This is a genomic window from Pseudomonas sp. SR18 (assembly GCF_023701505.1).
Taxonomy (GTDB): Bacteria; Pseudomonadota; Gammaproteobacteria; order Pseudomonadales; family Pseudomonadaceae; genus Aquipseudomonas; species Aquipseudomonas cyclaminis.
The window spans coordinates 143380-169280 of record NZ_JAMQAU010000002.1; the positions used below are offsets into that span (position 1 = coordinate 143380).

24 protein-coding genes are annotated in these 25901 nt (G+C 61.4%); 12 read left to right on the forward strand and 12 right to left on the reverse strand.

Going from position 1 to position 25901, the window contains the following annotated elements; translation table 11 throughout:
• The first annotated feature begins 17 nt into the window (after window positions 1–17).
• The gene (locus NDJ82_RS04515) at window positions 18–2858 is read left to right on the forward strand and encodes a class I adenylate cyclase (RefSeq protein WP_250925002.1); all 2841 of its coding nucleotides are present in this window, start codon (window positions 18–20) and stop codon (window positions 2856–2858) included.
• Here the strand turns inward: NDJ82_RS04515 and rnk are convergent.
• The 3 genes from rnk to cyaY form a co-directional block, all read right to left on the reverse strand.
• Entirely contained in the window at window positions 2855–3268 is a 414-nt protein-coding gene (gene rnk, locus NDJ82_RS04520) for a nucleoside diphosphate kinase regulator (protein WP_099585981.1), read from the reverse strand. The genes NDJ82_RS04515 and rnk overlap by 4 nt on opposite strands.
• 131 nt (window positions 3269–3399) lie before the next feature.
• On the reverse strand, window positions 3400–3618 hold the full coding sequence (locus NDJ82_RS04525; protein ID WP_099586240.1) for a DUF1289 domain-containing protein: 219 nt from the start codon (window positions 3616–3618) through the stop codon (window positions 3400–3402).
• 2 nt (window positions 3619–3620) lie between these two features.
• Window positions 3621–3953, reverse strand: coding sequence for an iron donor protein CyaY (gene cyaY / locus NDJ82_RS04530; protein ID WP_112192742.1), 333 nt, complete (start codon window positions 3951–3953; stop codon window positions 3621–3623).
• A gap of 238 nt (window positions 3954–4191) precedes the next feature.
• Here cyaY and lptM point away from each other — a divergent pair, with 238 nt between their 5' ends.
• Genes lptM through NDJ82_RS04560 form a run of 6 tightly spaced genes read left to right on the forward strand, consistent with a single transcriptional unit; the run spans window position 4192 to window position 8777 of the window.
• Window positions 4192–4362, forward strand: coding sequence for an LPS translocon maturation chaperone LptM (lptM, locus tag NDJ82_RS04535; RefSeq protein WP_010207449.1), 171 nt, complete (start codon window positions 4192–4194; stop codon window positions 4360–4362).
• 9 nt (window positions 4363–4371) lie between these two features.
• The gene (gene lysA / locus NDJ82_RS04540) at window positions 4372–5619 is read left to right on the forward strand and encodes a diaminopimelate decarboxylase (protein ID WP_250925003.1); all 1248 of its coding nucleotides are present in this window, start codon (window positions 4372–4374) and stop codon (window positions 5617–5619) included.
• A 3-nt stretch (window positions 5620–5622) separates the two neighbouring features.
• Window positions 5623–6453, forward strand: coding sequence for a diaminopimelate epimerase (gene dapF, locus NDJ82_RS04545; RefSeq protein ID WP_158879226.1), 831 nt, complete (start codon window positions 5623–5625; stop codon window positions 6451–6453).
• 13 nt (window positions 6454–6466) lie between these two features.
• Window positions 6467–7183, forward strand: a complete 717-nt coding sequence (locus NDJ82_RS04550; protein WP_099585985.1) for a DUF484 family protein — start codon at window positions 6467–6469, stop codon at window positions 7181–7183.
• 2 nt (window positions 7184–7185) lie between these two features.
• Entirely contained in the window at window positions 7186–8085 is a 900-nt protein-coding gene (gene xerC, locus NDJ82_RS04555) for a tyrosine recombinase XerC (protein WP_099585986.1), read from the forward strand.
• Complete coding sequence (locus NDJ82_RS04560; RefSeq protein WP_122305523.1) at window positions 8082–8777, forward strand: HAD family hydrolase; 696 nt, start codon at window positions 8082–8084, stop codon at window positions 8775–8777. The genes xerC and NDJ82_RS04560 overlap by 4 nt, the downstream gene beginning before the upstream one ends.
• A 122-nt stretch (window positions 8778–8899) precedes the next feature.
• Here the strand turns inward: NDJ82_RS04560 and sutA are convergent, their stop codons facing one another.
• The 4 genes from sutA to glnK all read right to left on the reverse strand — a co-directional run bounded on the left by sutA (window position 8900) and on the right by glnK (window position 11676).
• The gene (gene sutA, locus NDJ82_RS04565; RefSeq protein WP_032884367.1) at window positions 8900–9226 is read right to left on the reverse strand and encodes a dormancy-specific transcriptional regulator SutA; all 327 of its coding nucleotides are present in this window, start codon (window positions 9224–9226) and stop codon (window positions 8900–8902) included.
• A gap of 102 nt (window positions 9227–9328) precedes the next feature.
• Window positions 9329–9754, reverse strand: a complete 426-nt coding sequence (locus tag NDJ82_RS04570) for a secondary thiamine-phosphate synthase enzyme YjbQ (RefSeq protein ID WP_112192746.1) — start codon at window positions 9752–9754, stop codon at window positions 9329–9331.
• A gap of 211 nt (window positions 9755–9965) precedes the next feature.
• Window positions 9966–11303: an ammonium transporter gene (locus NDJ82_RS04575; protein WP_112192747.1), complete on the reverse strand. Its 1338-nt coding sequence runs from the start codon at window positions 11301–11303 to the stop codon at window positions 9966–9968.
• 34 nt (window positions 11304–11337) lie between these two features.
• Window positions 11338–11676, reverse strand: coding sequence for a P-II family nitrogen regulator (glnK, locus tag NDJ82_RS04580; protein ID WP_002555808.1), 339 nt, complete (start codon window positions 11674–11676; stop codon window positions 11338–11340).
• A 422-nt stretch (window positions 11677–12098) separates the two neighbouring features.
• On the opposite strand from glnK, the gene NDJ82_RS04585 reads away from it, so the two are divergent.
• Window positions 12099–12359 carry an accessory factor UbiK family protein gene (locus NDJ82_RS04585; RefSeq protein WP_099585989.1) on the forward strand — a complete coding sequence of 87 codons (261 nt, stop codon included), beginning with the start codon at window positions 12099–12101 and terminating at the stop codon, window positions 12357–12359.
• 141 nt (window positions 12360–12500) lie between these two features.
• Window positions 12501–13997, forward strand: coding sequence for a YifB family Mg chelatase-like AAA ATPase (locus tag NDJ82_RS04590; protein WP_250925004.1), 1497 nt, complete (start codon window positions 12501–12503; stop codon window positions 13995–13997).
• Between the two features lie 36 nt (window positions 13998–14033).
• Here NDJ82_RS04590 and NDJ82_RS04595 read toward each other — a convergent pair whose 3' ends face one another.
• Window positions 14034–16010, reverse strand: coding sequence for a methyl-accepting chemotaxis protein (locus NDJ82_RS04595; protein WP_112192749.1), 1977 nt, complete (start codon window positions 16008–16010; stop codon window positions 14034–14036).
• Between the two features lie 177 nt (window positions 16011–16187).
• Window positions 16188–17108, reverse strand: a complete 921-nt coding sequence (locus NDJ82_RS04600) for a LysR substrate-binding domain-containing protein (RefSeq protein WP_250925005.1) — start codon at window positions 17106–17108, stop codon at window positions 16188–16190.
• Window positions 17109–17259: 151 nt separating this feature from the next.
• Between NDJ82_RS04600 and NDJ82_RS04605 the strand changes: the two genes are divergently transcribed.
• Window positions 17260–18663, forward strand: a complete 1404-nt coding sequence (locus NDJ82_RS04605; RefSeq protein ID WP_112192750.1) for a NorM family multidrug efflux MATE transporter — start codon at window positions 17260–17262, stop codon at window positions 18661–18663.
• Window positions 18664–18698: 35 nt separating this feature from the next.
• On the opposite strand, the gene NDJ82_RS04610 is transcribed toward NDJ82_RS04605, so the two are convergent.
• On the reverse strand, window positions 18699–20366 hold the full coding sequence (locus NDJ82_RS04610; protein WP_099585999.1) for a putative bifunctional diguanylate cyclase/phosphodiesterase: 1668 nt from the start codon (window positions 20364–20366) through the stop codon (window positions 18699–18701).
• Window positions 20367–20633: 267 nt separating this feature from the next.
• Here NDJ82_RS04610 and rep point away from each other — a divergent pair, with 267 nt between their 5' ends.
• Window positions 20634–22643 (forward strand): DNA helicase Rep, encoded by a 2010-nt coding sequence (gene rep / locus NDJ82_RS04615; RefSeq protein ID WP_099586000.1) that lies wholly within the window; start codon window positions 20634–20636, stop codon window positions 22641–22643.
• 58 nt (window positions 22644–22701) lie between these two features.
• Entirely contained in the window at window positions 22702–23274 is a 573-nt protein-coding gene (locus NDJ82_RS04620) for a xanthine phosphoribosyltransferase (protein WP_071485175.1), read from the forward strand.
• Between the two features lie 59 nt (window positions 23275–23333).
• Here the strand turns inward: NDJ82_RS04620 and NDJ82_RS04625 are convergent, their stop codons facing one another.
• Window positions 23334–25256 (reverse strand): acetyl-CoA hydrolase/transferase C-terminal domain-containing protein, encoded by a 1923-nt coding sequence (locus tag NDJ82_RS04625; protein ID WP_250925006.1) that lies wholly within the window; start codon window positions 25254–25256, stop codon window positions 23334–23336.
• A 136-nt stretch (window positions 25257–25392) separates the two neighbouring features.
• A complete protein-coding gene (locus NDJ82_RS04630) occupies window positions 25393–25803 on the reverse strand; it encodes a c-type cytochrome (protein WP_112192751.1) in 411 nt (136 codons plus the stop codon).
• Between the last annotated feature and the right edge of the window lie 98 nt (window positions 25804–25901).

Sequence of the window (25901 nt, forward strand, 5' to 3'; positions counted from 1 at the left end):
CGAGCCACGAGTTCGACATGACCCGCACCCATGAAATCCGCCCGGACCTGGACGAAGGCATCGACCGCAAGGTGCTGGCCCAACTGCGCGCGCGCTTCATGGCCCTCAACGAAGGCCGCATGGCCCGTGCCGTTGAGGGACTGACGCCGCGCCAACAAAGCGTGTTGACCCTGCTGCCGCTGTTTTTCCACGTCAATCATCCGCTGTTGCCCGGCTATGTATCGGGCAGCACGCCGGCCGGGCTGTCGAACTTCGAACCTGACGCCCAGGCCCTGGCCGAAGCCCAACGCCTGACCCGCTCGTTCTCTTACAAGCCGCGGCCGGTCAATCAGCCCAAGCCGATCCATGGCCTGTTCCTGATGGGCAGCCTTGGCACCCTGGCCCAGGCGGATCAGAGCGACATGGACGTGTGGGTCTGCCACGCTCCCGACCTGAGCGAAAACGAGCAGGCCGAACTGCGCAAGAAATGCCAGATGCTGGAAGCCTGGGCCCTGACCATGGGCGCCGAGGCGCACTTCTTTCTGATCGAGCCGACGCGCTTTGTGCTCGGTGAACGCGACACCCAGCTGAGCTCCGACGACTGCGGCACCACCCAGCATTATCTGCTGCTGGACGAGTTTTACCGCACCGCCATCTGGCTGGCCGGGCGCACGCCGATCTGGTGGCTGGTGCCGGTATACGAAGAAACCCGTTACGCCGAATTCACCCATACGCTGCTTTCCAAGCGGTTTATTCGCGCCGATGAAACCCTCGACCTGGGCCACCTCGCCCATATTCCCCCCGGCGAATTCATTGGCGCGGGGCTGTGGCAACTGTTCAAAGGCATCGAGTCGCCTTACAAATCGGTGCTCAAGCTGCTGCTGACTGAGGTCTACGCGAGCGAGCACCCGAACGTGCACTGCCTGAGCCTGCGCTTCAAGCGCGCGGTGTTCGCCAACCAGATGGACCTGGATGAGCTGGACCCGTACATCGTGGTGTACCGCCGCATCGAGGAATACCTCCAGGCCCGCAACGAGCCGGAACGCCTGGAGCTGGTGCGCCGTGCGCTGTACCTGAAGGTCAATCGCAAACTCACCGCCGGCCAACGCAGCACCAGTTGGCAGCGACTGTTGCTGGAGCGCCTCGCCCACGAGTGGGGCTGGGACCAGCGTCAACTGGCCCTGCTGGACAGCCGCAGCCAATGGAAAGTGCGCCAGGTGGCGTCAGAGCGACGTGCGCTGGTCAGCGAGCTGAACTACAGCTATCGCTTCCTGACCCAGTTTGCCCGTACCGAACAGACCGTCAGCCTGATCAACAAGCGCGATCTCAATGTGCTGGGCCGGCGTCTGTACGCCGCCTTCGAGCGCAAGGCCGGCAAGGTCGAGTTCATCAACCCCGGCATCGCCCCGGACCTGGCCGAAGACACCCTGACCCTGGTGCAGTCGCCCAACCGCAAGGAACCGGGCCAGCACCATTGGGGCCTGTACAACGGCAACCTCACCGCGCTGGAATGGGAGCACTTCGCGCCGATCAAGCGCAGCCGCGACCTGCTGGAGATGCTCACCTGGTGCCATCGCAATGGCGTGATCGACAGCAGCACGCGCCTGGCGCTGCACCCCGGCACCAGCGACATGACCGAATTCGAGCTGTTCAACCTGCTGGGCAGCCTGCAGCAGACCGTCGCCTTGCCCCTGACCAGCGTCGATGAAATCAGCCTGCTGCGCTCGGCGGTGCCCGAGGAGGTGTTGCTGCTGATCAACGTCGGCGTCGACCCGCTCAAGCATCACCGCGACCTGAATATCCTGATGACCACCGAGCGCACCGATTCCCTGAGCTATGCCGGGGTGCGCGATAACCTGGTGCTGACCCTGGACCAGGTCACGCTCAACAGCTGGAACGAGGTAATGGTCAGCCGTTACGACGGCCCGCACGCCTTGCTCGACTGCCTGCGCGACTACCTCAACCAACTGCCGACGGACCACCTGCCACGGCTGCGGGTGCGCTGCTTCTGTCACAACCGTGCGCAATTCATTGCCCAGCGCGTGGAAGAAATCTTCGACACCGCGCAGAACCTGCTGCTGGGTCAGTCCAATCACCGGTACTTGCTGCAAGTCCAGCAGCACTACCACGTGATGGAGTTGACGCCGGGCCAGGCCACCCACGTGTCACTGGCAACCCAGGACGCGCTGATCGCCTACCTCAGTGAAGAGCTGGCCAGCTACAGCCCATTGCATCTGGACTCCATGGCGCTGGAAGACCACGACTTGGCGCTGCTGTTGCCCATGGGCATGGCCGATTGCGTGCAGGTGTTCTACCGGGTCAATGAAGGTTTCGCCGAGCTGTATGTGCTGGATGAGTTCAACGCACTGTGGCAACAGCGCCTGCCGTTTCATGATGAGCAGAGCCTGTTGGCGCCGTTGCAGCGCTTCCTGCAATCAATCATCTATCGTCGCGAGGCGTTGTCGCCGCTGGACACGCAACAGCCGCTGGGCGCGGCGCAGACCTTGTATTACCAATTGTTGCCGTCAGGCAACGGCCGCGCACGCGGCATCGAGCCCCGCCCGACGCCGCACAACCCGACGAACAAACCGTTTTACGACGTGCAGGCGATTATCGGCAAGGCAGCACCCGGCCAAGTGGGCATCACGCTGTACTGTAATCAACGGGAGTTTTGCGAATTGGAGTTCGGCGACCAGCTATTTGCCGTGGTCGCCCAGGAGATCGTCGGGCAGCGCCGGGAAACCGAACGCTACCGCTGCTACATCACCGACCTTGATCTATCGGGCCTGCTCGGCGATGTGCAGAGCCCGAGCAACCTTTACCTGCGTTACAAGGCCGAGCTGGAGCTGTCGCTAAATGCGGCGCTGAGCCAGATTTAAAGCGGGAACGCTCCGCCATCCTTGGGTTGGCCTTCAACGCTGAGCAATTCAAGCTTCAGCGTCTTGCCGCCCGGTGCAGGCCAGTCGATGTGCTGGCCCACTTGCAGGCCGAGCAATGCGCTGCCCACTGGCGCCAGGACCGAGATTTTGCCTTCATCGGCATTGGCGTCTTTCGGGTAGACCAGGGTCAGGTGGTAGTCCTTGCCGCTGCCTTGCTCACGGCAATGCACGCTGGAGTTCATGGTCACGACACCCGCAGGCACTTCATCGTGACCGACCACGTCTTCGGCGCGGTCGAGTTCGGCTTGCAACGCTTCGACGCCGGGAGTTGCGTCGCCCAAGCGGTCGATCAATTGCTCCAGACGCTGCACGTCAAGACGGGTGAGGATGATGGACGGTGCGGTGGTCATGATTCAGGCAGACTCCTTTTTTCTGCACAAAAAAGCAAAACCCCGCCAAAAAAAGGCGGGGTTCTCACGGGCCTCGGTGAGTTGAGGCGTACCCGGACACTACCACAGCGTCACAAATAAACAAGACAGCCTCAGGTGTTCGCCCTGCGCTGCTCGGCCTCGGCACAGATCACCCGGCGCCGCGCATCGTCGGCGGAGCGCCATTCGCGGATGTCTTCGACGTGGCGAAAGCAGCCGAGGCAGACTTTTTGCTCGTCCAGGCGACACAAACTGATACAAGGTGACGGCACCGCAGGGCTCACATTGCTGAACAGCGGCTTGGGCGGGCGGACAGGTACAGGCTGGGTCACAGTCAAATCTCGTCGAAATCCAGCTCTTCGCCGGTATATTCCTGGACCAGGCGCGTGAGCATCTCGCCCAGCAGCTCTTCACTCTTGTCGCATTGCCATTTGCCGCTTTCTTCGTCGTAGTCGAAGTGAACGCCACCGGAACGCGCCGCCAACCACAACTGACGCAGCGGCTCCTGGCGGCTGAAGATCAACTGTTGGCCGCTGTCGAACTTGACGGTCAGCACGCCGGCCGAGTTTTCCAGGTCCACGTCCAGGCCGCTGTCGTCGAAAATATCTTCCAGCGCCTGCTGCGTGGCATCCACCAGGTCGTGAAAACGGGCTTCGGTCAAACTCATTGTGGCAACCTCAAAAGTGTCTGGTTTTGCTCAAGCGCCGCACGATACGGGCGAGCTTCGCCGATTGCAAAGGATACCGATTTCGCTACCGATGACGGTACGAAATATCCTCTGCCAGCGTAGCCTGCTTCCCCTTCATGTCGGCAAACCCCCGCCGGACGGGTATTTCAGCGCATAGGCAAGCTGGCGGGTGGTCGGTATACTCGGGCGCAATTAATGCATATTCAAGGATTTCGCCATGAAGCGCCTGATCTCTTCCCTTGCTGCGCTCGTCGCGGTCGCTTGCCTCGTTAGTGCCTGTGGTCAAAAAGGCCCGCTGTACCTGCCCGATGACAGCAAAGACCCGAATGAACAGGCGCAATCGTCGCAAAAGCCATCCAAAGCGCATAAGCACGACACCTACGAATAAGGGAACTCCATGGACGCTTTTAACTACCGGGACGGCGAGCTGTTCGCGGAAGGCGTGGCGCTGTCCGCGATTGCCCAGCGCTTTGGCACCCCGACGTACGTGTACTCCCGCGCTCACATCGAAGCGCAATACCGCTCCTTCACCGACGCACTGAACGGCGTACCGCACCTGGTGTGCTACGCAGTCAAGGCCAACTCCAACCTGGGTGTACTGAATGTCCTGGCGCGTCTGGGCGCTGGTTTTGACATCGTGTCCCGTGGTGAGCTGGAGCGAGTACTGGCGGCTGGCGGTCAAGCTGACAAGATCGTGTTCTCCGGCGTCGGCAAGAGCCGCGAAGACATGCGCCGCGCCCTCGAAGTCGGTGTGCATTGCTTCAATATCGAATCCACCGACGAGCTGGAGCGCCTGCAAGTCGTAGCCGCCGAGATGGGCGTTCGTGCGCCGATCTCCCTGCGCGTCAACCCGGACGTCGATGCCGGCACCCACCCGTACATTTCCACCGGTCTCAAAGAGAACAAGTTCGGCATCGCCATTGCCGACGCCGAAGATGTGTACATCCGCGCCGCCCAACTGCCAAACCTGGAAGTGCTGGGTGTCGACTGCCATATCGGCTCGCAACTGACCAGCCTCCCGCCGTTCCTTGATGCCCTCGACCGCTTGCTGGCGTTGATCGACCGCCTCGGCGAGTGCGGCATCTACCTGCACCATATCGACCTCGGTGGTGGCGTGGGCGTGCGCTATCGCGATGAAGAGCCACCGCTGATCGCCGACTATATCCAGGCCGTGCGTAAGCGCATTGAAGGCCGCGACCTGACACTGATGTTCGAGCCAGGCCGCTATATCGTCGCCAACGCCGGCGTGCTGCTGACCCAGGTCGAGTACCTCAAGCACACCGAACACAAGGATTTCGCCATCGTCGACGCGGCGATGAACGACCTGATCCGCCCGGCGCTGTATCAGGCCTGGATGAATGTCACCGCAGTGACGCCTCGCGACAGCGAAGCCCGCGCCTATGACATCGTCGGCCCGATCTGCGAAACCGGTGACTTCCTGGCCAAGGATCGTCAGTTGGCCCTGGAAGAAGGCGATCTGCTGGCCGTGCATTCGGCCGGTGCCTACGGGTTTGTCATGAGTTCCAACTACAACACCCGCGGCCGTGCCGCCGAGGTGCTGGTGGACGGTGATCAAGCGTTTGAAGTGCGTCGCCGCGAGACGGTAGCCGAGTTGTATGCTGGCGAAAGCCTGCTGCCGGAGTAAGCCATGCTGCTGCGTTTTACCAAGATGCACGGGTTGGGCAATGATTTCATGGTCCTGGACCTGGTCAGCCAGCACGCGCACATCCTGCCCAAGCACGCTAAACAGTGGGGCGACCGGCATACCGGGATTGGTTTCGACCAATTGCTGCTTGTCGAAGCGCCGAGCAACCCGGAGGTGGATTTCCGCTATCGGATCTTCAACTCCGACGGCTCCGAAGTGGAGCAGTGTGGCAACGGTGCGCGCTGCTTCGCGCGTTTCGTGCTGGACAAGCGCCTGACTGCCAAGCGCCAGATCCGCGTCGAGACCAAGAGCGGCGTGATCGAACTGGATATCCGCAGCGACGGCCAGATCAGCGTCAACATGGGCGCGCCACGCCTGGTGCCGGCGGATATTCCGTTCCAGGCCACCGAGCAGGCCGTCAGCTACGCGCTGGATGTGGACGGCCAGTCGGTGGACATCGCCGCCGTGTCCATGGGCAACCCCCATGCCGTACTGCGGGTCAACGACATCAACAATGCCCCCGTGCACGAATTGGGGCCGAAGATCGAACACCACCCGCGCTTTCCGGCGCGGGTCAACGTGGGTTTCCTGCAGGTGATCGACCGTTCCCGCGCGCAATTGCGTGTATGGGAACGCGGCGCCGGCGAAACCCAGGCATGCGGCACCGGTGCTTGCGCCGCTGCCGTCGCCGCGATCAGCCAGGGGTGGATGGATTCGCCGCTGCTGATCGACCTGCCCGGTGGACGCCTGTCCATCGAATGGGCAGGCCCTGGCCACCCGGTGCTGATGACCGGGCCGGCCTCGCGTGTATACGAAGGACAGGTCCGTCTATGAGTGAGCCCAGCTAATGACCGATAAGCCTCAAGTACCCGCACCCGCAACCCCGAGCGAAAGTCTGGAGGCCGCTGCTGTCGCGGCGTACCTTGAGGCGAACCCGGATTTCTTCGTCGAGCACGAAGAACTGCTGCCGGCGTTGCGCATCCCCCACCAGCGTGGCGACACCGTGTCGCTGGTGGAACGACAGATGAAGATCCTGCGCGAGCGCAACATCGAGATGCGTCACAAGCTCTCGCACCTGATGGACGTCGCCCGCGACAACGACCGCCTGTTCGACAAGACCCGTCGCCTGATTCTTGCCCTGATGGACGCCACCAGCCTGGAAGAAACCGTGATCGCGGTAGAAGACAGCCTGCGCCAGGACTTCCAGGTGCCATTTGTCAGCCTGATCCTCTTCAGCGACAACCCGATGCCCGTGGGCCGTTGGGTCAGCGGCAGCGACGCGCAGACCGCGATTGGCGGCCTGTTGTCCGAGGGCAAGAGCATCAGCGGCACCCTGCGCGAGCATGAGCTGGACTTTCTGTTTGGCGCCGAACAGCGCAAGGAGATCGGTTCCACTGCAGTGGTCGCCCTCAGCCATCAAGGTTTGCATGGCGTGCTGGCCATCGCGAGCCGTGATCCCGCGCACTACAAAAGCTCGGTGGGCACGCTGTTCCTGACCTATATCGCCGAAGTGCTGGGCCGCGTTCTGCCGCGTTTCACCACCGCCCTGCGCGCGGTGCGCTAGCCATGGAACGGCAACTGGACGCTTACTGCGCTCACCTGCGCAACGAGCGTCAGGTGTCGCCCCACACGCTGGAAGCCTACCGACGGGACTTGAACAAGGTCCTGGCCTACTGCGAAAAACAGCAGGTCACCAGTTGGAAGGCCCTGGATATCCAGAACCTGCGCAGCCTGATCGCACGCCTGCACCACGCCGGCCAGTCCTCGCGCAGCCTGGCGCGCCTGCTGTCGGCTGTACGCGGGCTCTATCACTACCTCAACCGCGAAGGCCTGTGCGATCACGACCCGGCCAACGGCCTGTCTGCGCCCAAGGGCGAACGGCGCCTGCCCAAGACCCTGGACACCGACCGCGCCCTGCAATTGCTCGACGGCGCCGTGGAAGACGACTTCCTCGCCCACCGCGACCAGGCGATCCTGGAGCTGTTCTATTCCTCGGGCCTGCGCCTGTCGGAACTGACCGGCCTGAACCTGGACCAGTTGGACCTGGCGGACGGACTGGTGCAAGTCCTCGGCAAGGGCAGCAAAACCCGCGTGCTGCCAGTGGGCAGAAAGGCCCGCGAAGCCCTGCAACTGTGGCTGCCGCTGCGGGCGCTGGCCAACCCGGCGGACGACGCCGTGTTTATCAGCCAGCAAGGCCGGCGCCTGGGGCCACGGGCGATTCAGGTGCGGGTCAAGGCCGCCGGCGAGCGCGAACTGGGGCAGAACCTGCACCCGCATATGCTGCGGCACTCCTTTGCCAGCCATATGCTGGAGTCATCCCAGGACCTGCGCGCCGTGCAGGAGCTGCTCGGCCACTCCGACATCAAGACCACGCAGATCTACACCCATCTGGACTTCCAACACCTGGCAACGGTGTACGACAGCGCCCATCCACGGGCCAAACGCATCAAGGGCGGCGACTCATGAGTATCAAGCTGATCACCTTCGACCTGGACGACACGCTCTGGGACAACGTACCCGTCATCATCAGCGCCGAAGCGTCGATGCGCGAATGGCTGGCCGTGCATGCCTCCAAGGTCGGTGATCTGCCGCTGGAGCATTTCGCCAGCCTGCGCCAACAGGTATTGCAACGTCATCCGGAGCTCAAGCACCGCATCAGCGTGTTGCGCCACCGGGTGCTGATGCACGCCTTCGAGGAGGCCGGATATCCACAGCCGCAAGCCACGGAGATGGCCGATGTTTGCTTCGAAGCGTTCATTCACGCCCGCCACCAGATCAGCGTGTTTCCGGAAGCCGAGCCGATGCTCAAGGCCCTGCGCCAGCACTTCCTGCTCGGCGTGATCACCAACGGCAATGCCGATGTGCAGCGCGTTGGCCTGGCGGATTATTTCCATTTCGCCCTGCGCGCTGAAGATATCGGGATTGCCAAACCGGATGCGCGATTGTTTCAAGAGGCGTTGCAGCGTGGTGGCGTGGACGCCAGTGCGGCGGTGCATGTTGGCGACCATCCGGGCGATGACATCGCCGGGGCGCAGCAGGCTGGGTTGCGGGCGGTGTGGTTCAACCCGACAGGCAAGGTGTGGGAAGGCGATAAGCACCCGGATGCGCAGATTCGCAGCCTGACCGAATTGCCAGCACTGCTACGCAGCTGGCAATAACACTGGAGATCCAAATGTGGGAGGGGGCAAAACCCCTCCCACATTTGGATGATCACAAAGCTCACAGGCATGAAAAAGCCCGCAGCGACGGCGGGCTTTTTCTTACAAGCAGGTGACTGACCTCAGATAGGTCGGCTGCCGTACTTGTTATCCGGCTTCTTGGGTGGGTCTGCCACCACGTTAGCCTCGACTTCCTGCACTCTGCCGCCTTTAGCGAGGAATTCTTCCATCGCACGGGCCAGGGCATCGCGCTCTTTGTTCTTGGCCTCAACGCTCGGCAATTCATCTACCGAAACAGCTGCCTTGGCTTTGCCTTTGGCCGCCGGGGCAGGTGCATCATCGCCACCGTCGTCGTCCGCAACGTCTTCCGCTGCAGCTTCAAGACCTTCTTCGGTGTCGTCTTCGTCACCTACTTCGAGTTCGTCGTTTTCCAGATCATCGTCGCTCATGTTCTACCTCATGACTTGCGAAAAGCAGATTAGTTATAGCCCAGCTTCGCCCTCTGTCGAGGTCGCCGGGGAAAAATCAACATCCACTGGATAACCAGTGGCTTATGCCCCATCACCGTGCAAGGTGGCGAGGACTTTACGAGCACCGCCATGATCACGGTGCTCGCCCAGATAAACACCTTGCCAGGTCCCCATCGCCAAGCGGCCGGCATTGACCGGCAAACTCAGCTGGCAGCCCAGGAGACTGGCCTTGAAGTGCGCCGGCAGGTCATCCGGACCTTCGTCGTTGTGTTCGAACCCGGCACGGCCTTGCGGCACCAGCGCGTTGAAAAAACGTTCGAAGTCACGGCGAACCGCCGGGTCGGCATTCTCGTTGACGGTCAACGAGGCCGAGGTGTGCTGCAACCACAGGTGCAACAGGCCCACACGACACGCCTTCAATTCAGGCAAGCCGGCGAGCAACTCATCGGTCACCAGGTGAAAGCCCCGGGGCTTGGCCCGCAGGGTAATCAGGGTCTGTTGCCACATACAGTTCTCCGCCCATCGGCGCGCATTCTAGCGCGCTCAGGGAAAAAACAAAGTGTCGAATACGCCTACATGCCTGTAAGACATTCGCACGGTGAAAAGTGCCGTGCGCGCCCGATCACAAAGTCAGCGCAAAAAACCGCACAGCCTCTTACGACTGACAAACGCCAGGCAAAAAAATGCCCGGCAAGCCGGGCATCTTTTTAACGCGTACTTACAAGTTGTAGCCGCGTTCGTTGTGTTGCGCCAGGTCGAGGCCGACAGCCTCTTCCTCTTCGGTAACACGCAGGCCCATGACCATGTCGAGTACCTTGAGGATGACGTAGGTGACGATAGCCGTGTAGATCACGGTGAAGCCGACACCTTTGCACTGGATCCAGACTTGAGCCGCGATGTCAGTCACGGTGCCGAAGCCGCCCAATGCAGGGGCTGCGAACACACCGGTGAGGATCGCACCGACGATACCGCCGATACCGTGCACGCCGAATGCGTCCAGAGAGTCATCGTAGCCGAGCTTGCGCTTGAGGCTGGTCGCGCAGAAGAAGCAGACCACGCCCGCCACCAGGCCGATCACCAGGGCGCCCATTGGGCCAACGGTGCCAGCGGCCGGTGTAACGGCCACCAAGCCAGCCACCACGCCCGAGGCAATGCCCAGTGCGCTTGGCTTACCGTGAGTGATCCACTCGGCGAACATCCAGCCCAGCGCCGCAGCAGCGGTAGCGATCTGAGTCACCAGCATCGCCATGCCGGCGGTGCCGTTGGCGGCAGCAGCAGAACCGGCGTTGAAGCCGAACCAGCCGATCCACAGCATTGCCGCGCCCACCAGGGTGTAACCCAGGTTGTGCGGTGCCATTGGGGTGGTCGGGAAGCCTTTACGCTTGCCGAGCACGATGCACGCCACCAGACCAGCCACACCAGCGTTGATGTGCACCACGGTGCCGCCGGCGAAGTCCAGCACGCCCCAGTCCCACATCAGGCCGCCGTTGCCGCTCCAGACCATGTGCGCGATGGGCGCATAGACCAGGGTGAACCAGATGCCCATGAAGATCAGCATCGCGGAGAACTTCATGCGCTCAGCAAAGGCACCCACGATCAGCGCCGGGGTGATGATGGCGAAGGTCATCTGGAAGGTGATGAACACTGCTTCCGGGAACAACGCCGCAGGCCCGGTGATGCTGGCCGGGGTCACGCCCGCCAGGAACGCCTTGCCCATGCCGCCGAAGAAGGAATTGAAATTGACCACACCCTGTTCCATACCGGTGGTATCGAACGCAATGCTGTAGCCGTAGACGACCCACAGGATGCTGATCAGGCCAGTGATGGCGAAGCACTGCATCATCACCGACAGAATATTTTTGGAGCGGACCATGCCGCCGTAGAACAGCGCCAGGCCGGGGATGGTCATGAACAGCACCAGTGCGGTGGCGGTCAGCATCCAGGCGGTGTCGCCGGAGTTGAGGACTGGAGCAGCCACTTCGTCTGCCGCCATGGCCAGGCTTGGCATTACGATGGACAACAGGGCTCCGAGCCCTGCGAATTTACGCAGAGTCATATTGTTTTCTCCTGGGGCGTTGGGGTTTGGCGGCTTAGATTGCGTCGGTATCGGTTTCGCCGGTACGGATGCGAATAGCCTGTTCCAGATTGACCACGAAGATCTTGCCGTCACCAATCTTGCCGGTGTTGGCGGCCTTGGTTATCGCCTCGATAACCCGGTCAAGATCCTTGTCGTCAATGGCGACATCAATCTTCACCTTCGGCAGGAAATCGACTACGTATTCCGCGCCGCGATACAGCTCGGTGTGACCCTTCTGCCGACCGAAGCCCTTGACCTCAGTAACGGTAATGCCCTGCACGCCGATCTCGGACAACGACTCGCGTACATCGTCCAACTTGAACGGCTTGATGATGGCAGTGACTAGCTTCATGAAAACTCTCTCCCGAATTGGTGGACTTGCCCCAGGAAAACAAACCCGTCTCAAGTCTAAGCGCAGTGCCTGGCTTTGTAACGCATCGTCGCAAGGGCAGTTGCCATTGGGACGCCAGCGAACCACTGGTGACGAAACCTGTACCCCTGATCCGTCGGCGCACTGCATTCGTCACAGCGACTGCATCAGTGCATGGGTCATGATCGTCTAAGCAGAAACCTTGCCATCTCCGTAAAAATCACTGAAATCAGTCCCTTGCCCGCTTAACCCCACCCACGGGGCTACTTGGCGGCTGCAATGCGCACGAAAACAGTGCGACGCCGCCCGGCCCGATGCGCGAAAAGCGTGCGCCGCAGGCCGTGAAAAAGACTATAGACGCTGCGTGATACACTGCCCGCCAACAGTTTTCCGGAATATTTCCCATGCTCGCGCCCAAAGACCTCCTCGACGCCCTGAGCGGCCACGCCTCTCGCCTGTTCAGCGGCGAAACCCCGCTGCCCCGCAATGAAATCGAAAGTCAGTTCAAGGCTTTGCTGCAAAGTGGTTTCAGCAAGCTTGATCTGGTCAGCCGGGAAGAATTTGACAGCCAGATGGTGGTGCTCGCCCGCACCCGTGCGCGACTGGAGAGTCTGGAGGCCAAAGTCGCAGAGCTGGAAGCGCGGTTGACACCTGCGGCTGAATAAATGCGATCAGTGTGGGATGGGGCCAGTCCTCTCCCACCTTTGCTCTGGATACGTTCTGTAAAACCTCCCCGCCTCGCCCTTCTCCACCTCGTCTACCCTTGAAAAACCGCAGGAAGCGGCCTCTCATTTCAAGGAACGAGCATGTCCCTCGCCATCGTCCACAGCCGCGCCCAGGTCGGCGTAGAAGCCCCTGCCGTCACCGTCGAGGTGCACATGGCCAATGGTTTGCCGTCCTTGACCCTGGTGGGTTTACCCGAAACCGCCGTCAAGGAAAGCAAGGACCGCGTTCGCAGCGCCATTCTCAACTGCGCCCTGCAATACCCCTCGCGCCGTATCACCCTCAACCTCGCGCCCGCCGACCTGCCCAAGGACGGCGGGCGTTTTGATTTGGCGATTGCATTGGGGATCCTCGCCGCCAGTGTGCAAGTGCCGGCGTTGATGCTCGATGACGTTGAATGCTTGGGTGAGTTGGCGTTGTCCGGTGAAGTGCGCGCAGTCAAAGGTGTGTTGCCAGCGGCTTTAGCCGCGCGCAAGGCCGGGCGCACGGTGATAGTGCCGCGGGCGAACGCGGAGGAAGCGTGCCTGGCGTCGGGTTTGAAAGTGATTGCAGTGGATCACCTCCTGCAGGTGGTGGCGCACCTCAATGGGCATGTGCCGATTGAGCCCTACAAGTCCGATGGCTTGCAGTACCTGAACAAGCCGTACCCTGATTTGAGCGAAGTGCAGGGTCAGCTGGCCGCCAAGCGGGCATTGCTGATTGCCGCAGCGGGCGCACATAACCTGCTGTTCAGTGGGCCACCGGGTACCGGCAAGACCTTGCTCGCCAGCCGCCTGCCCGGTTTGCTGCCACCGCTGAGCGAACAGGAGGCCCTCGAAGTGGCGGCCATTCAGTCGGTGGTCAGTCTCGCCCCACTGAGCCACTGGCCGCACCGGCCGTTCCGCCAGCCGCACCACTCGGCGTCAGGGCCGGCATTGGTGGGCGGTGGGTCGAAACCGCAGCCAGGGGAAATCACCCTGGCGCACCATGGCGTGCTCTTCCTGGACGAATTGCCGGAGTTTGATCGCAAGGTGCTGGAAGTTCTGCGCGAGCCATTGGAGTCGGGCCATATCGTGATTTCCCGCGCCCGCGACCGCGTGAGTTTCCCGGCGCGCTTTCAGCTGGTAGCGGCGATGAACCCCTGCCCATGCGGCTACATGGGTGAGCCCACTGGGCGTTGTCGCTGCACGCCGGAACATATCCAGCGGTATCGCAACAAGCTGTCTGGCCCCTTGCTGGATCGGATCGACCTGCACCTTACCGTGGCGCGTGAAACCACTGCGCTCAATCCCACCCAGCAGGCTGGAGAGACCACGGCAACGGCCTCAGCCCTGGTGGCCGATGCGCGGGAGCGTCAGCAACAGCGCCAGGGCTGCGCCAACGCCTTTCTTGATCTGCCAAGGCTGCGTGAGCACTGCCAGTTGGCGAAAGCCGATGAAAGCTGGCTGGAGAGCGCCTGCGAGCGACTGACATTGTCGCTGCGGGCGGCTCATCGGTTGCTCAAAGTAGCGCGCACCCTGGCGGATCTGGATCAAGTGGACAATATCAGCCGGGACCATCTGAAGGAGGCGCTGCAATACCGCCCGGCTGCGATCAATTGAGCCTGGCGCCTCCCACATTTTTGTACCGCAATGGCTTCAGCGAAAGCGATCCACTTCATGCCGCAAGCCAGCCGCCAACGTCTCCAGTTCCTTGGCTGTAATCGCCAGGTTCGACACCACTTCCCGCTGCTCGCTGTTGGCCAGCGCGATGCTCTGCAAGTTGCTGCTGAGCAACGTCGCGGTGCTGCTTTGCTCTTGCGTTGCCGTGGTAATCGCCGCGAACTGCTGACCGGCCGAACGGCTCTGCTCGTCGATACGCGCCAGGGCCGAGGCTACGTCGGCGTTGCGCGACAGGCCTTCCTGCATCAGCGTGTTGCCGTGCTCCATGGTGCTGATGGCGTTACCGGTCTCCCGCTGGATGCTCTGGATCATCCCGGAAATTTCATCGGTGGCTTCGCGGGTACGCGAGGCCAGGTTACGTACTTCGTCAGCCACCACGGCAAACCCACGACCTTGCTCACCGGCGCGAGCCGCCTCGATGGCGGCGTTGAGCGCCAGCAGGTTGGTCTGCTCGGCGATGGAGGTGATCACACCGACGATGCCGCCGATTTCCTGGGAGCGCTGGCCGAGGGTATTGATCACCGTGGCCGTGCTGTTCAGCGCGGTCGCGATATGCTCCAGCGACGACGACGCCTCTTGCATCGAGGTGCGGCCGATACGGGTTTGCTGGGCATTCTCTTGGGCCAGACGCTCGGTGTTGCCCATGTTGTCGGCGATATTCAGCGACGTTGCACTGAACTCTTCCACCGCGCCAGCCATGCTGGTGATTTCGCCGGACTGCTGCTCCATGCCGTCATAAGCCCCGCCGGACAACCCGGACAGCGCCTGGGCACGGCTGTTGACCTCTTCGGCCGCCTTGCGGATGTGGGAAACCATGGTCGACAGCGCTTCACCCATCTGATTGAAGCTGCGGGCCAGTTGGCCGATTTCATCATGGCTGGACACGTTGAGACGCGCACTCAAGTCGCCCGCGCCCAAGGCTTCGGCCTGACGCACCAGGTCGCTCAACGGTTGCAGTTTGCTGCGCAGCAGCCACACCGTAGCGCCTACCGCCAACAGCATCGCCAGCACGCTGCCGATCACCAGGCGAATGCCTACTGCCCAGGTCACCGCGCGGATTTCAGCCTTCGGCATGCTCGCGACCACGGCCCATGGACCGCCATCGAAGGGCACCGAAACGCTGTAGAAGTCTTCGTTCTTGTCGCTCCAGAAGCGGCCTTTGCCTGGGGTCTTGGCCAAGTCCAACATCACAGGAACCGCTTGATCCAACGCCTGCACACCGGCTGGCGGCACCAGCCAGCGCTTCTGCTCGTCGAGCAACGCCAGGGAACCGGTATGGCCGATGCGGAAGCGCTTGAGGTTCTCGAACTGCGCGGCCTGGGCGTCGGTGTAGTCAAAACCGATGAACAGCACGGCGATCACTTTGCCGCTGGTGTCGCGCACGGGGCTGTACTGAGTCATGTAGGAGCGGTCGAACAACACCGCGCGGCCGATATACGCCTGCCCACCGAGCACACGCTGGTAAGCAGGGCCCTGGCGGTCAAGCACAGTGCCAATGGCGCGGCTGCCGTCCTGCTTGGTCAGGGAGGTGCTGACGCGGACAAAGTCGTCGCCGCTGCGCACGAACACGGTGGCCACGCCGCCGGACATCTGCTTGAACTCATCCACTTCAGTGAAGTTGTTGTTGAGCACTTCGCTGCCCAGCAACAAGCTCGGCGTCTGGACCCCGGCCACCGCGACCATCTGGTCTGCCTGCACCCGCAACCCGGCGCTGAAGCGCTTCTCAAACAGTCCGGTCAGACGCTGGGTGCTCTCGCGCAACGTGCTGTGGAACGTATTGAGTTGGTCGGCGAGCAATCGCGCTTCGCTGGCCAGGTGCTCTTCGCGGGTATCGAGGTTGGCGGAATCAAGGGAACGCAAGGCGAACACGGTACTGCCGCCGATGGCGACAGCCAGAATCACGGCTAATGCGAGGCCTAACTGCGAGGCGATCCGGGCGCGGGGTTGAGACATGACAGCTCCTGGCCGAGGCCAGGATCATCCTGATCTCATAGCGCTGCTCGGCAAATTATCTGGTGGGAAACGTTGGAGCACGATGGTTCCAACACACCTACTTCGGCTGCGCCTGGCAATACTTGAGCGAATCGCAGGGGTATCACGCAAACGGTTGCGTGATGAAGCACGAACCCTTCAATTGAGGCGTTTGACGGCAGGTAAAACCATGGAATGCACCTCGCTCTGGAGGAAATCCGCCAGGCGCCGCAAGCGTTCACCACCCGGACGGGTTTTCGGCCACACCAGATAGTAACTTTCCCCACTCGCAACCGCCGTCGGCCACGGCAGACTCAAGCGTCCCTGCGCGACATCTTCGGCCACCATCAGCAGATCGCCCATGGACACGCCATAACCACGAGCGGCAGCAATCATGCCCAGTTCAAGCGTATCGAACACCTGCCCGCCCTTGAGCGATACCTGGTTCGACAGCCCCATGCGCTCCAGCCATTTGCGCCAATCCCTGCGGTCGGGCGTGGGGTGCAGCAACTCGGTAGCGGCCAGGCGATTTACGTCCCAAGGGCCATCGTTCAACAGGTTCGGCGCGCCCACGGGTATTAACAACTCAGGAAACAAGTAGCTGGCCTCCCAGTCCGCCGGAAAGTGCCCATAGCTCAACAGCACCGCGCAGTCGAAAGGCTCTTGATTGAAATCCACTTCATCCACATTCATCCAGGCGCTGGTCAGTTGCACTTCATTGCCCGGTTGTAACGCCCGAAAGCGGCTGAGCCGCGCCAACAACCAGCGCATGGTCAGGGTGGACGGCGCCTTCATGCGCAGGATGTCATCTTCGGCGTTCAGGGTATGGCAGGCCCGTTCCAGCGCCGCGAACCCCTCGCGCACACCGGGCAACAGCAGGCGCGCTGATTCGGTGAGCTGAAGGTTACGGCCACTTCGCTGGAACAGGCGGCAGGCGAAATGCTCTTCCAGCGTGCGGATATGTCGGCTCACCGCACTCTGGGTAATCGACAGTTCTTCGGCGGCACGGGTAAAGGAGTTATGCCGGGAGGCTGCTTCAAATGCCCGTAACGCATAAAGAGGAGGAAGACGACGCGACATAAGGAAAGCTCCGACAGCAGGACGCCTAAACCCTACCAGAATCAATCTGGCATGAGTTTTAATCATGCGAATGATCGCTTTTATCCCTTTGTGCAATGGGCTGAGAGGGCCGAGAATCGAACCCTCCCGACCCTCCGACTTTCTGAGTGTGATGATCATGCAGCATCCGGCACGTACCGAACTCTGGGCCATCCTGCGGCTGTCAGGGCCGTTGATTGCTTCCCAGTTGGCGCACATGCTGATGGTGCTGACCGACACCCTGATGATGGCGCGCCTGAGCCCCGAAGCCTTGGCCGGTGGAGGCCTGGGGGCGGCTAGCTATTCGTTCGTGTCGATCTTCTGCATTGGGGTAATCGCCGCCGTAGGCACCTTGGTGGCGATCCGTCACGGCGCCGGCGACATCGAAGGTGCTACCCGCCTGACCCAGGCCGGGCTGTGGCTCGCCTGGCTGATGGCCCTGGCCGCGGCGCTGCTGCTGTGGAACCTCAAGCCGGTGCTGCTGATGTTTGGCCAGACCGACACCAACGTGCAGTCGGCGGGGCAATTTCTGACCATGCTGCCATTTGCCCTGCCCGGCTACCTGAGTTTCATGGCTTTGCGCGGCTTCACCAGCGCCATCGGCAAGGCCACCCCGGTGATGGTGATCAGCCTCGGCGGCACGGTGCTGAACTACCTGCTCAATCACGCGTTGATCGAAGGCATGTTCGGCCTGCCGAAACTCGGCTTGATGGGTATTGGCCTGGTCACCGCCATCGTCGCCAATGGCATGGCCCTGACATTGATGTGGTACATCCGCAGCAACCGCGCTTACGCCGCCTACCCGCTAAGCGCCGGCCTGCTGCGCCTCAATACCCAATACCTGCGTGAATTGTGGCGCCTGGGCCTGCCGATTGGCGGCACCTACGCGGTCGAAGTCGGGCTGTTTGCCTTTGCCGCGCTGTGCATGGGCACCATGGGCAGTACGCAACTGGCGGCGCATCAGATCGCCCTGCAGATCGTCTCGGTGGCATTCATGGTCCCTGCGGGTATGTCCTACGCGGTGACCATGCGCATCGGCCAGCACTATGGAGCCGGGCAATTGTTGCAGGCGCGCATGGCCGGTCGCGTCGGCATCAGCTTTGGGGCGACGATAATGTTGGGATTTGCCGTGGTCTTGTGGCTGTTTTCCGACCCGCTGATCGGCCTGTTCCTCGACCATGACGACCCGGCGTTCCACGAGGTGATCGTGCTCGCCGTCAGCCTGCTGGCCGTCGCGGCCTGGTTCGAGTTGTTCGACGGCGTGCAAACCATCGCCATGGGCTGCATCCGGGGGCTCAAGGACGCCAAGACCACCTTCCTGGTGGGGCTGGGCTGCTACTGGTTGATCGGCGCGCCTTCAGCGTGGTTGATGGCGTTCACGCTGGGCTGGGGGCCAACCGGTGTATGGTGGGGTTTGGCACTCGGCCTGGCCTGTGCGGCGGTAAGCCTGACCTGGGCGTTCGAGGCGAAGATGAAGCGGATGATTCGCCAGGAGCCTGAGGTTCAAGCCTCGTTTCAGGCTGCACAAACAGAGTAAAACCCTACCCTTCCACCGTTGATTGGGTTTGCAGGTCAGCAGCCCAACAGCGCCTGCTGGCCCTTGCCGAATGTGAGGTAATCCACCAACTCCGGTAACGGCAACGGCTTGCTGATCAGATAGCCCTGGGCTTGGTCACAGCCAAACAATCGCAAAAGCGCCAGCTGCTCCGGGGTTTCCACGCCCTCGGCCACCACTTCCAGGTTGAGGTTGTGGGCCAGGTTGATCATCGCGTGCACCAGCTTGCGGTTCTCTTCGCGCTCTTCCATGCCGCCGACAAAACTCTTGTCGATCTTCAACAAGGCAATCGGCAGGCTGTTGAGGTGCACGAACGAGGAGAAACCGGTGCCGAAGTCGTCCAGGGAAAACCGCACACCGAGCCGGCCGAGGGCGTCCATGGTCTGCTTGACCAGATCGCTACGGCGCATTACGGCGGTTTCGGTCAGTTCGAACTCCAGCCATTGCGCCTCTACGCCGCGCTCAGCGATCAATCGGCTGAGGGTCGAGAGCAACTGGCTGTCCTGGAACTGGCGGAACGAAAGGTTGACCGCCATGTGCAACGGCGGCAGGCCGCGCTCACGCAGGTCTTGCATGTCGCGCAGGGCGCGGGAGATTACCCAGTAGCCCAACGGTACGATCAGGCCGCTCTGTTCGGCCAAAGGCACGAACTCGCTGGGCGGCAACAGGCCGCGCTCGCCGTGGCGCCAGCGCACCAGGGCTTCGAGGCCGACGATGTGGCCGTCATCCAGGTCCAGGCGCGGCTGGTAGTGCAGCTCCAGTTCATCGCGGCGCAAGGCGCGGCGCAGTTCACTTTCCAGATCGGCGAGGCTGCGCGCGTTGCGGTTGATGCGTTCGTTGAAGATATGGAAGGTACAGCCTTGGGTGCTCTTGGCTTGCTGCATGGCGATATGGGCGTGCCACATCAATGGGTCGGCGCCAGCGCGGGCGCGGGCATGGGCCACGCCCAGGCTGCAACCGATCAGCAGGCTTTCGCCATCCACCCAGTACGGCTCGGCCATGGCTTCGGTGATGCGCTCGGCCATCCACTCTGCGCGTTGCGGTGCGCGACGGGTGTCAATCAGCAAGGCGAACTCGTCGCTGCCCAGGCGTGCCAGTTGGTCGCCGATTTCAAGTTGGCTCTTGAGCCGCGAAACCACCTGCAGGATCAAGCGGTCGCCAGCCTGGTGGCCGAGGGCATCGTTGGCGTGGCGGAAGTTGTCGAGGTCCAGATGACCGAGGGCCAGACCGCGGCCTTCGTTCTCGGCCAGCCGCGCCGCAAGGAGGGTCTGGAAGCCCTGGCGGTTGGCGATACCGGTGAGCGGGTCTTGCTCGGCCAGGCGTTGCAGGGTGTTTTCCAGCACGCCGCGCTCACGCACATGACGCAGGCAGCGGCGCAGTATGTCGGCGTCCAGTGCATCACGGATCAGCCAGTCACTGACGCCAAGCGGCGAAACCAGCGGCTCCTGCTCCAACAGCAACACGCACGGCAAGCTGCACTGGCCAGGGCCGGGTTGCAGGCTGGACGTGGTCAACAGCACGGCGCTGGCGTCATCGTCGAACAGACGACTCACCGAGTCCCAGTTTGGCGCGCTGATCAGCACAGCCCCATCGCCCATCGGCGCCAGGCACTCGCGCAACAACGCTGCCCACTCAGGCGTATCGGCCAGTAGCAGCAAACGCAAGGGTTCGACAGGCGTAGACAAGCTAGCTCCCTAGACTCTGCAAAATTTCGTTGGCGGCGGGCATTATGACGTGCGGCCTGATAATCACCAATGATAGGGGTTATCAAATGCGCAGGTGTAAGCATTTGTCGCTGTTTTAAGCGTAAAAAGCCTCGACATCCTGCGGCAAAGTAGCAAAACCGGCAAATTTAGATCGAGTGGTACGTCACACCGTCGATCCAGGGCAGCAGAATCTTGCCAGCCTGTTAAAATGCACGCCCTTTTGAACAACGACTCCCGAAATTCTGTATGTCCCGACTCAATCCCCGGCAGCAAGAAGCCGTGAACTACGTCGGCGGCCCTCTATTGGTGCTCGCCGGTGCCGGTTCCGGCAAGACCAGCGTGATCACCCGCAAGATCGCGCACCTGATCCAGAGCTGTGGCATCCGCGCCCAGTACATCGTCGCCATGACTTTTACCAACAAGGCCGCGCGTGAGATGAAGGAGCGGGTCGGCACCCTGCTCAAGGGTGGCGAAGGCCGTGGCCTCACGGTGTGTACCTTCCATAACCTGGGGCTGAACATCATCCGCAAGGAGCATGCGCGGCTGGGCTACAAGCCGGGCTTCTCGATCTTTGACGAGACCGACGTCAAGGCCTTGATGACCGACATCATGCAGAAGGAATACGCGGGCGACGACGGCGTCGACGAGATCAAGAACATGATCGGCGCCTGGAAAAACGACCTCATCCTGCCGCCCGAAGCCCTGGAAAACGCGCGCAACCCCAAGGAACAGACCGCCGCCATCGTCTACACCCACTATCAGCGCACGCTCAAGGCGTTCAACGCGGTGGATTTCGACGACTTGATCCTGCAGCCGGTCAAGCTGTTCCAGGAACACGCCGACATCCTCGAAAAGTGGCAGAACAAGGTGCGCTACCTGCTGGTGGACGAATACCAGGACACCAACGCCAGCCAGTACTTGCTGGTGAAGTTGCTGATTGGCAAGCGCAACCAGTTCACCGTGGTGGGTGACGATGACCAGTCGATCTATGCCTGGCGCGGCGCCCGTCCGGAAAACCTGATGCTGCTCAAGGTCGATTACCCGTCCTTGAAAGTGGTCATGCTGGAGCAGAACTACCGCTCCACCAGCCGCATCCTGCGCTGCGCCAACGTGCTGATCTCGAACAACCCCCACGAGTTTGAAAAACAGCTGTGGAGTGAGATGGGCCACGGCGACGAAATCCGCGTGATCCGCTGTCGCAATGAAGATGCCGAAGCCGAGCGCGTGGCCGTCGAGTTGCTCACCTTGCACCTGCGTACCGATCGGCCCTACAGCGACTTTGCGATTCTGTATCGCGGCAACTACCAGGCCAAACTGATCGAGTTGAAGTTGCAGCACCACCAGATTCCGTATCGCCTGTCGGGGGGCAACAGCTTTTTCGGACGCCAGGAAGTAAAAGACCTGATGGCCTACTTCCGCCTTATCGTGAACCCGGACGACGACAACGCCTTCCTGCGCGTGATCAACGTGCCGCGCCGGGAAATCGGCTCGACGACTCTGGAAAAGCTCGGCAACTACGCCACCGAACGCAAGATTTCGATGTACGCCGCCACCGACGAGATCGGCCTGGGCGAGCACCTGGACACGCGTTTTACCGATCGCCTGGCGCGCTTCAAGCGCTTCATGGACAAGGTGCGCGAGCAATGCGCCGGCGAAGACCCGATCAGCGCCCTGCGCAGCATGGTCATGGACATCGACTATGAAAACTGGCTGCGCACCAACAGTTCCAGCGACAAGGCCGCGGATTACCGCATGGGCAACGTCTGGTTCCTGATCGAAGCGCTGAAGAACACCCTGGAAAAAGACGAAGACGGCGAGATGACCGTCGAAGACGCCATCGGCAAGCTGGTGCTGCGCGACATGCTCGAACGTCAGCAGGAAGAGGAAGACGGCGCCGAAGGTGTACAGATGATGACCTTGCATGCCTCCAAGGGCCTGGAATTTCCCTACGTGTTCATCATGGGTATGGAAGAGGAAATCCTCCCGCACCGCTCCAGCATCGAAGCCGACACCATCGAGGAAGAACGGCGCCTGGCCTACGTCGGCATTACCCGCGCGCGTCAGACCCTGGCCTTCACCTTTGCTGCCAAGCGCAAGCAATACGGCGAGATCATCGATTGCGCCCCCAGCCGGTTTCTGGATGAACTGCCGCCGGATGACCTGGCCTGGGAAGGCAATGACGACACCCCGACCGAGGTAAAGGCCGTGCGCGGCAACACCGCCCTGGCGGACATACGCGCGATGTTAAAGCGCTAGAATCGACTACTTTTCAATCTACTTTCGGCGCAGATCGCGCCATTAGAGGAAGCTTTCCGTGGAAGCACTGCACAAGAAAATTCGCGAAGAAGGCATCGTGCTTTCCGATCAGGTACTCAAGGTCGACGCCTTTTTGAACCACCAGATCGACCCGGCGCTGATGAAACTGATCGGTGATGAATTCGCCGCGTTGTTCAAGGACTCGGGCATCACCAAGATCGTCACCATCGAAGCCTCGGGTATTGCACCGGCGATCATGACCGGGCTGAACCTCGGTGTGCCGGTGATCTTCGCCCGCAAGCACCAGTCCCTGACCCTGACTGAAAACCTGCTGTCGGCGACCGTTTACTCGTTCACCAAGCAAACCGAAAGCACCGTGGCCATCTCGCCGCGCCACCTCACCAGCAGCGACCGCGTGTTGGTGATCGACGACTTCCTGGCCAATGGCAAAGCGTCCCAGGCGCTGATTTCGATCATCAAGCAGGCCGGTGCAACCGTTGCCGGCCTGGGGATCGTGATCGAGAAATCGTTCCAGGGTGGCCGTGCGGAACTGGATGCGCAGGGTTATCGGGTTGAGTCGCTGGCGCGGGTGAAGTCGTTGGCCGGTGGCGTAGTTACGTTCATCGAGTAACCTCGATTCAAAATGTGGGAGGGGGCTTGCCCCCTCCCATATTTGCCTTGTGTTGCTTGTTAGTGCGCGGTGGCTTGGAGGCCGGCCAGTAGCAGGCGCTGGTATAAGTCTTCTTTCAGCCCCTCCGGCTTCTCCAACCGCATCCGCTTCAAATGCTCGGGAAACGCTTGCGGCTCCGGTGCATCCAGCGCCGCCTTACCCAACTCCAGAATTTCCGTCAGCTTGAATTTGCTCTTGAGCCAGTTCAATGCGCGCAACAGATCCCGCTCTTCATCCGTGAAATCGCTGCCCAGCGGGTACTCCGGAAACAAACGCCGATGCCGCGCCTGAATCCCCTTGAGCCGCTCCGGTGTGTTGTCGATAAATCGCGGATCGAGCTGGAAATCCTTGGGCAACTTGCCCGCCTTTTGCGCCTCTTCGATCAGGTCATCCTGGAACCTGGAGTCGGTGATATTGAGTAACGCCTCAATCACCTTGGCATCCGTCTGACCGCGCAGATCGGCGATTCCATACTCGGTGATGACGATATCCCGCAGGTGCCGAGGAATAGTGCAGTGCCCATAATCCCAGACGATATTGGAGCTGACCTCTCCGCCCGATTCGCGCCAGCTGCGCAAAATCAGGATCGACCGCGCACCTTCCAGCGCATGGCCTTGGGCCACAAAGTTGTACTGCCCGCCTACGCCGCTGAGCACGCGGCCGTCTTCCAACTGGTCCGCCACACCCGCGCCGAGCAACGTCACCATGATCGCGCTGTTGATAAACCGAGCATCCAGGCGCTGCAAACGCTTGAGTTCTTCCTGGCCGTACAGCTCGTTGATGTAGCTGATGCGGGTCATGTTGAATTCAAGGCGCTTGGCGTGGGTCATTTCCTGCAAGCGCTGGTAAAAACTGCGTGGCCCGAGGAAGAAACCACCGTGGATGGACACACCGTCAGGCTGCGCCGCATCGTCTAGCAAGCCAGCATTGGCCTGTTCCTGGGTCGCGATATCCGGGTATACCTTGCGCCGCACAATTCCCGCATCCGCCAGTACCAACAGGCCGTTGACGAACATTTCGCTGCACCCGTAAAGGCCACGGGCGAAGGGGTCGACACCGCCTTCGTGGCTGATCAGCGGTGCCCATTGGTACACATCCAGGTCAGTCAGCAGCAGGCGGTATGCTTCATTATCGGCCTGGCGCGCCAGTAAGGCGGCGGTCAGCGCATCGCCCATGGAACCGATACCAATCTGCAAGGTGCCGCCATCGCGCACCAGCGTGCTGGCATGCAGGCCGATGAAATGGTCCTGGAACCCCACCGGCATGTTCGGTGTGGAGAACAGCGTGGTGCTGTCCTTTGCATCGATCAGGTAGTCGAACGCATCCATGCCCAACTCGGAATCGCCCGGCATGTAGGGCAAATCGGTGTGAACCTGGCCGACGATCAGGATGGTTTCCCCCGCGTCACGGCGCTTGGCGATCATCTGTAACAGGTCGAGGGTGATATCTGGGTTGCAGCTCAGGCTCAGGCGGTCTGGGTGCTCGGCGCTGCTCGCGACCAACTGCGCCACCAGGTTCAGGCCTGCGGCATTGATATCGCGGGCGGCGTGGCTGTAGTTGCTGCTGACGTAATCCTGTTGGGCAGACGTACTGTGCAGCAGACTGCCGGGCTGCATGAAGAACTGCTGCACGTGGATGTTCTTCGGCAGGCTGTCTGAATGCAGGGCAGCGAGAAACTCCAACTCGGGGTAATCCCCAAACACCCGCTCGATAAAGGGTTCGAGAAAGCGCTTCTGCAAGCCATCGCCCATCGTTGGCCGGCCCAGGCTCAGCGCGGTGTAAATCGTCAGCGCCCGCTCCGGCAGCTTGGCGACACGCCGGTACAGCGCATTGACGAACAGATTGGGCTTGCCCAGGCCCAGCGGCATGCCCATGTGGATATGCGCCGGCAAACGCGCCAGTACGTCGTCAACTGCTTGCTCGATTGAACACAACTGCACCATCCGACCCTCCTGAACATTCCATGATTAGGGGTTGGACCGAGCTTGCCGGGTCTTTGCTGCAATCACCAGCCCGAAACCTAAATCACAGGCACAAAAAAGCCGCTCGTAAGCGGCTTTTTTGGCGAAGATCGGCTAATTACAGGCCGGACATCTTCTTGATCGCCCCTTTAAGCTCTTCATCCGAGCAATCCGCACATGTGCCTTTAGGCGGCATGGCGTTGATGCCGGTGATGGCCTTGGCCAGGATGCCATCAAGGCCGCCCTGGTGGTCGGCGCGTTCTTTCCAGGCGGCGGTGTCGCCGATTTTCGGCGCGTTCAGCAGGCCGGTGCCGTGGCACGCGTTGCAGTGTTTGGCGATGATGTCATCCGGGGTTTTCGCACCACCACCGCCTGCGGCCACGGCGACTTCCATGCCTTTGCATTCCTGGCCCTGGACGCAGACCTGGCCCACGGGCTCCAGGCGCTTGGCAATGTCATCATTGGTCGCAGCTTGTGCGCTCACAGCCCATAAGGCCAGTACGGTTGCTGGTGCAGCCAGCATTTTCATAATTAGGTTCACGCGTTCACCCTCAATGGTGGCTATTCACGCCTGCGGCCACGGTTTCGCAGGCGGCGAAAGTATAACGGTTAGCCCGCCGGGCTGAA

Excerpts from the sequence above, each read along its gene's own strand:
- NDJ82_RS04595 (WP_112192749.1), bottom strand. The coding sequence starts at position 16,010 with ATGTCTCAACCCCGCGCCCGGATCGCCTCGCAGTTAGGCCTCGCATTA.
- NDJ82_RS04575 (WP_112192747.1), bottom strand. The coding sequence starts at position 11,303 with ATGACTCTGCGTAAATTCGCAGGGCTCGGAGCCCTGTTGTCCATCGTA.
- sutA (WP_032884367.1), bottom strand. The coding sequence starts at position 9,226 with ATGAGCGACGATGATCTGGAAAACGACGAACTCGAAGTAGGTGACGAA.
- lptM (WP_010207449.1), top strand. The coding sequence starts at position 4,192 with ATGAAGCGCCTGATCTCTTCCCTTGCTGCGCTCGTCGCGGTCGCTTGC.
- NDJ82_RS04605 (WP_112192750.1), top strand. The coding sequence starts at position 17,260 with ATGATCATGCAGCATCCGGCACGTACCGAACTCTGGGCCATCCTGCGG.
- NDJ82_RS04590 (WP_250925004.1), top strand. The coding sequence starts at position 12,501 with ATGTCCCTCGCCATCGTCCACAGCCGCGCCCAGGTCGGCGTAGAAGCC.
- NDJ82_RS04560 (WP_122305523.1), top strand. The coding sequence starts at position 8,082 with ATGAGTATCAAGCTGATCACCTTCGACCTGGACGACACGCTCTGGGAC.
- xerC (WP_099585986.1), top strand. The coding sequence starts at position 7,186 with ATGGAACGGCAACTGGACGCTTACTGCGCTCACCTGCGCAACGAGCGT.
- dapF (WP_158879226.1), top strand. The coding sequence starts at position 5,623 with ATGCTGCTGCGTTTTACCAAGATGCACGGGTTGGGCAATGATTTCATG.
- glnK (WP_002555808.1), bottom strand. The coding sequence starts at position 11,676 with ATGAAGCTAGTCACTGCCATCATCAAGCCGTTCAAGTTGGACGATGTA.
- NDJ82_RS04515 (WP_250925002.1), top strand. The coding sequence starts at position 18 with ATGACCCGCACCCATGAAATCCGCCCGGACCTGGACGAAGGCATCGAC.
- NDJ82_RS04585 (WP_099585989.1), top strand. The coding sequence starts at position 12,099 with ATGCTCGCGCCCAAAGACCTCCTCGACGCCCTGAGCGGCCACGCCTCT.
- NDJ82_RS04570 (WP_112192746.1), bottom strand. The coding sequence starts at position 9,754 with ATGTGGCAACAGACCCTGATTACCCTGCGGGCCAAGCCCCGGGGCTTT.
- lysA (WP_250925003.1), top strand. The coding sequence starts at position 4,372 with ATGGACGCTTTTAACTACCGGGACGGCGAGCTGTTCGCGGAAGGCGTG.
- NDJ82_RS04550 (WP_099585985.1), top strand. The coding sequence starts at position 6,467 with ATGACCGATAAGCCTCAAGTACCCGCACCCGCAACCCCGAGCGAAAGT.
- NDJ82_RS04600 (WP_250925005.1), bottom strand. The coding sequence starts at position 17,108 with ATGTCGCGTCGTCTTCCTCCTCTTTATGCGTTACGGGCATTTGAAGCA.
- cyaY (WP_112192742.1), bottom strand. The coding sequence starts at position 3,953 with ATGAGTTTGACCGAAGCCCGTTTTCACGACCTGGTGGATGCCACGCAG.
- NDJ82_RS04630 (WP_112192751.1), bottom strand. The coding sequence starts at position 25,803 with ATGAAAATGCTGGCTGCACCAGCAACCGTACTGGCCTTATGGGCTGTG.
- NDJ82_RS04625 (WP_250925006.1), bottom strand. The coding sequence starts at position 25,256 with ATGGTGCAGTTGTGTTCAATCGAGCAAGCAGTTGACGACGTACTGGCG.
- rnk (WP_099585981.1), bottom strand. The coding sequence starts at position 3,268 with ATGACCACCGCACCGTCCATCATCCTCACCCGTCTTGACGTGCAGCGT.
- rep (WP_099586000.1), top strand. The coding sequence starts at position 20,634 with ATGTCCCGACTCAATCCCCGGCAGCAAGAAGCCGTGAACTACGTCGGC.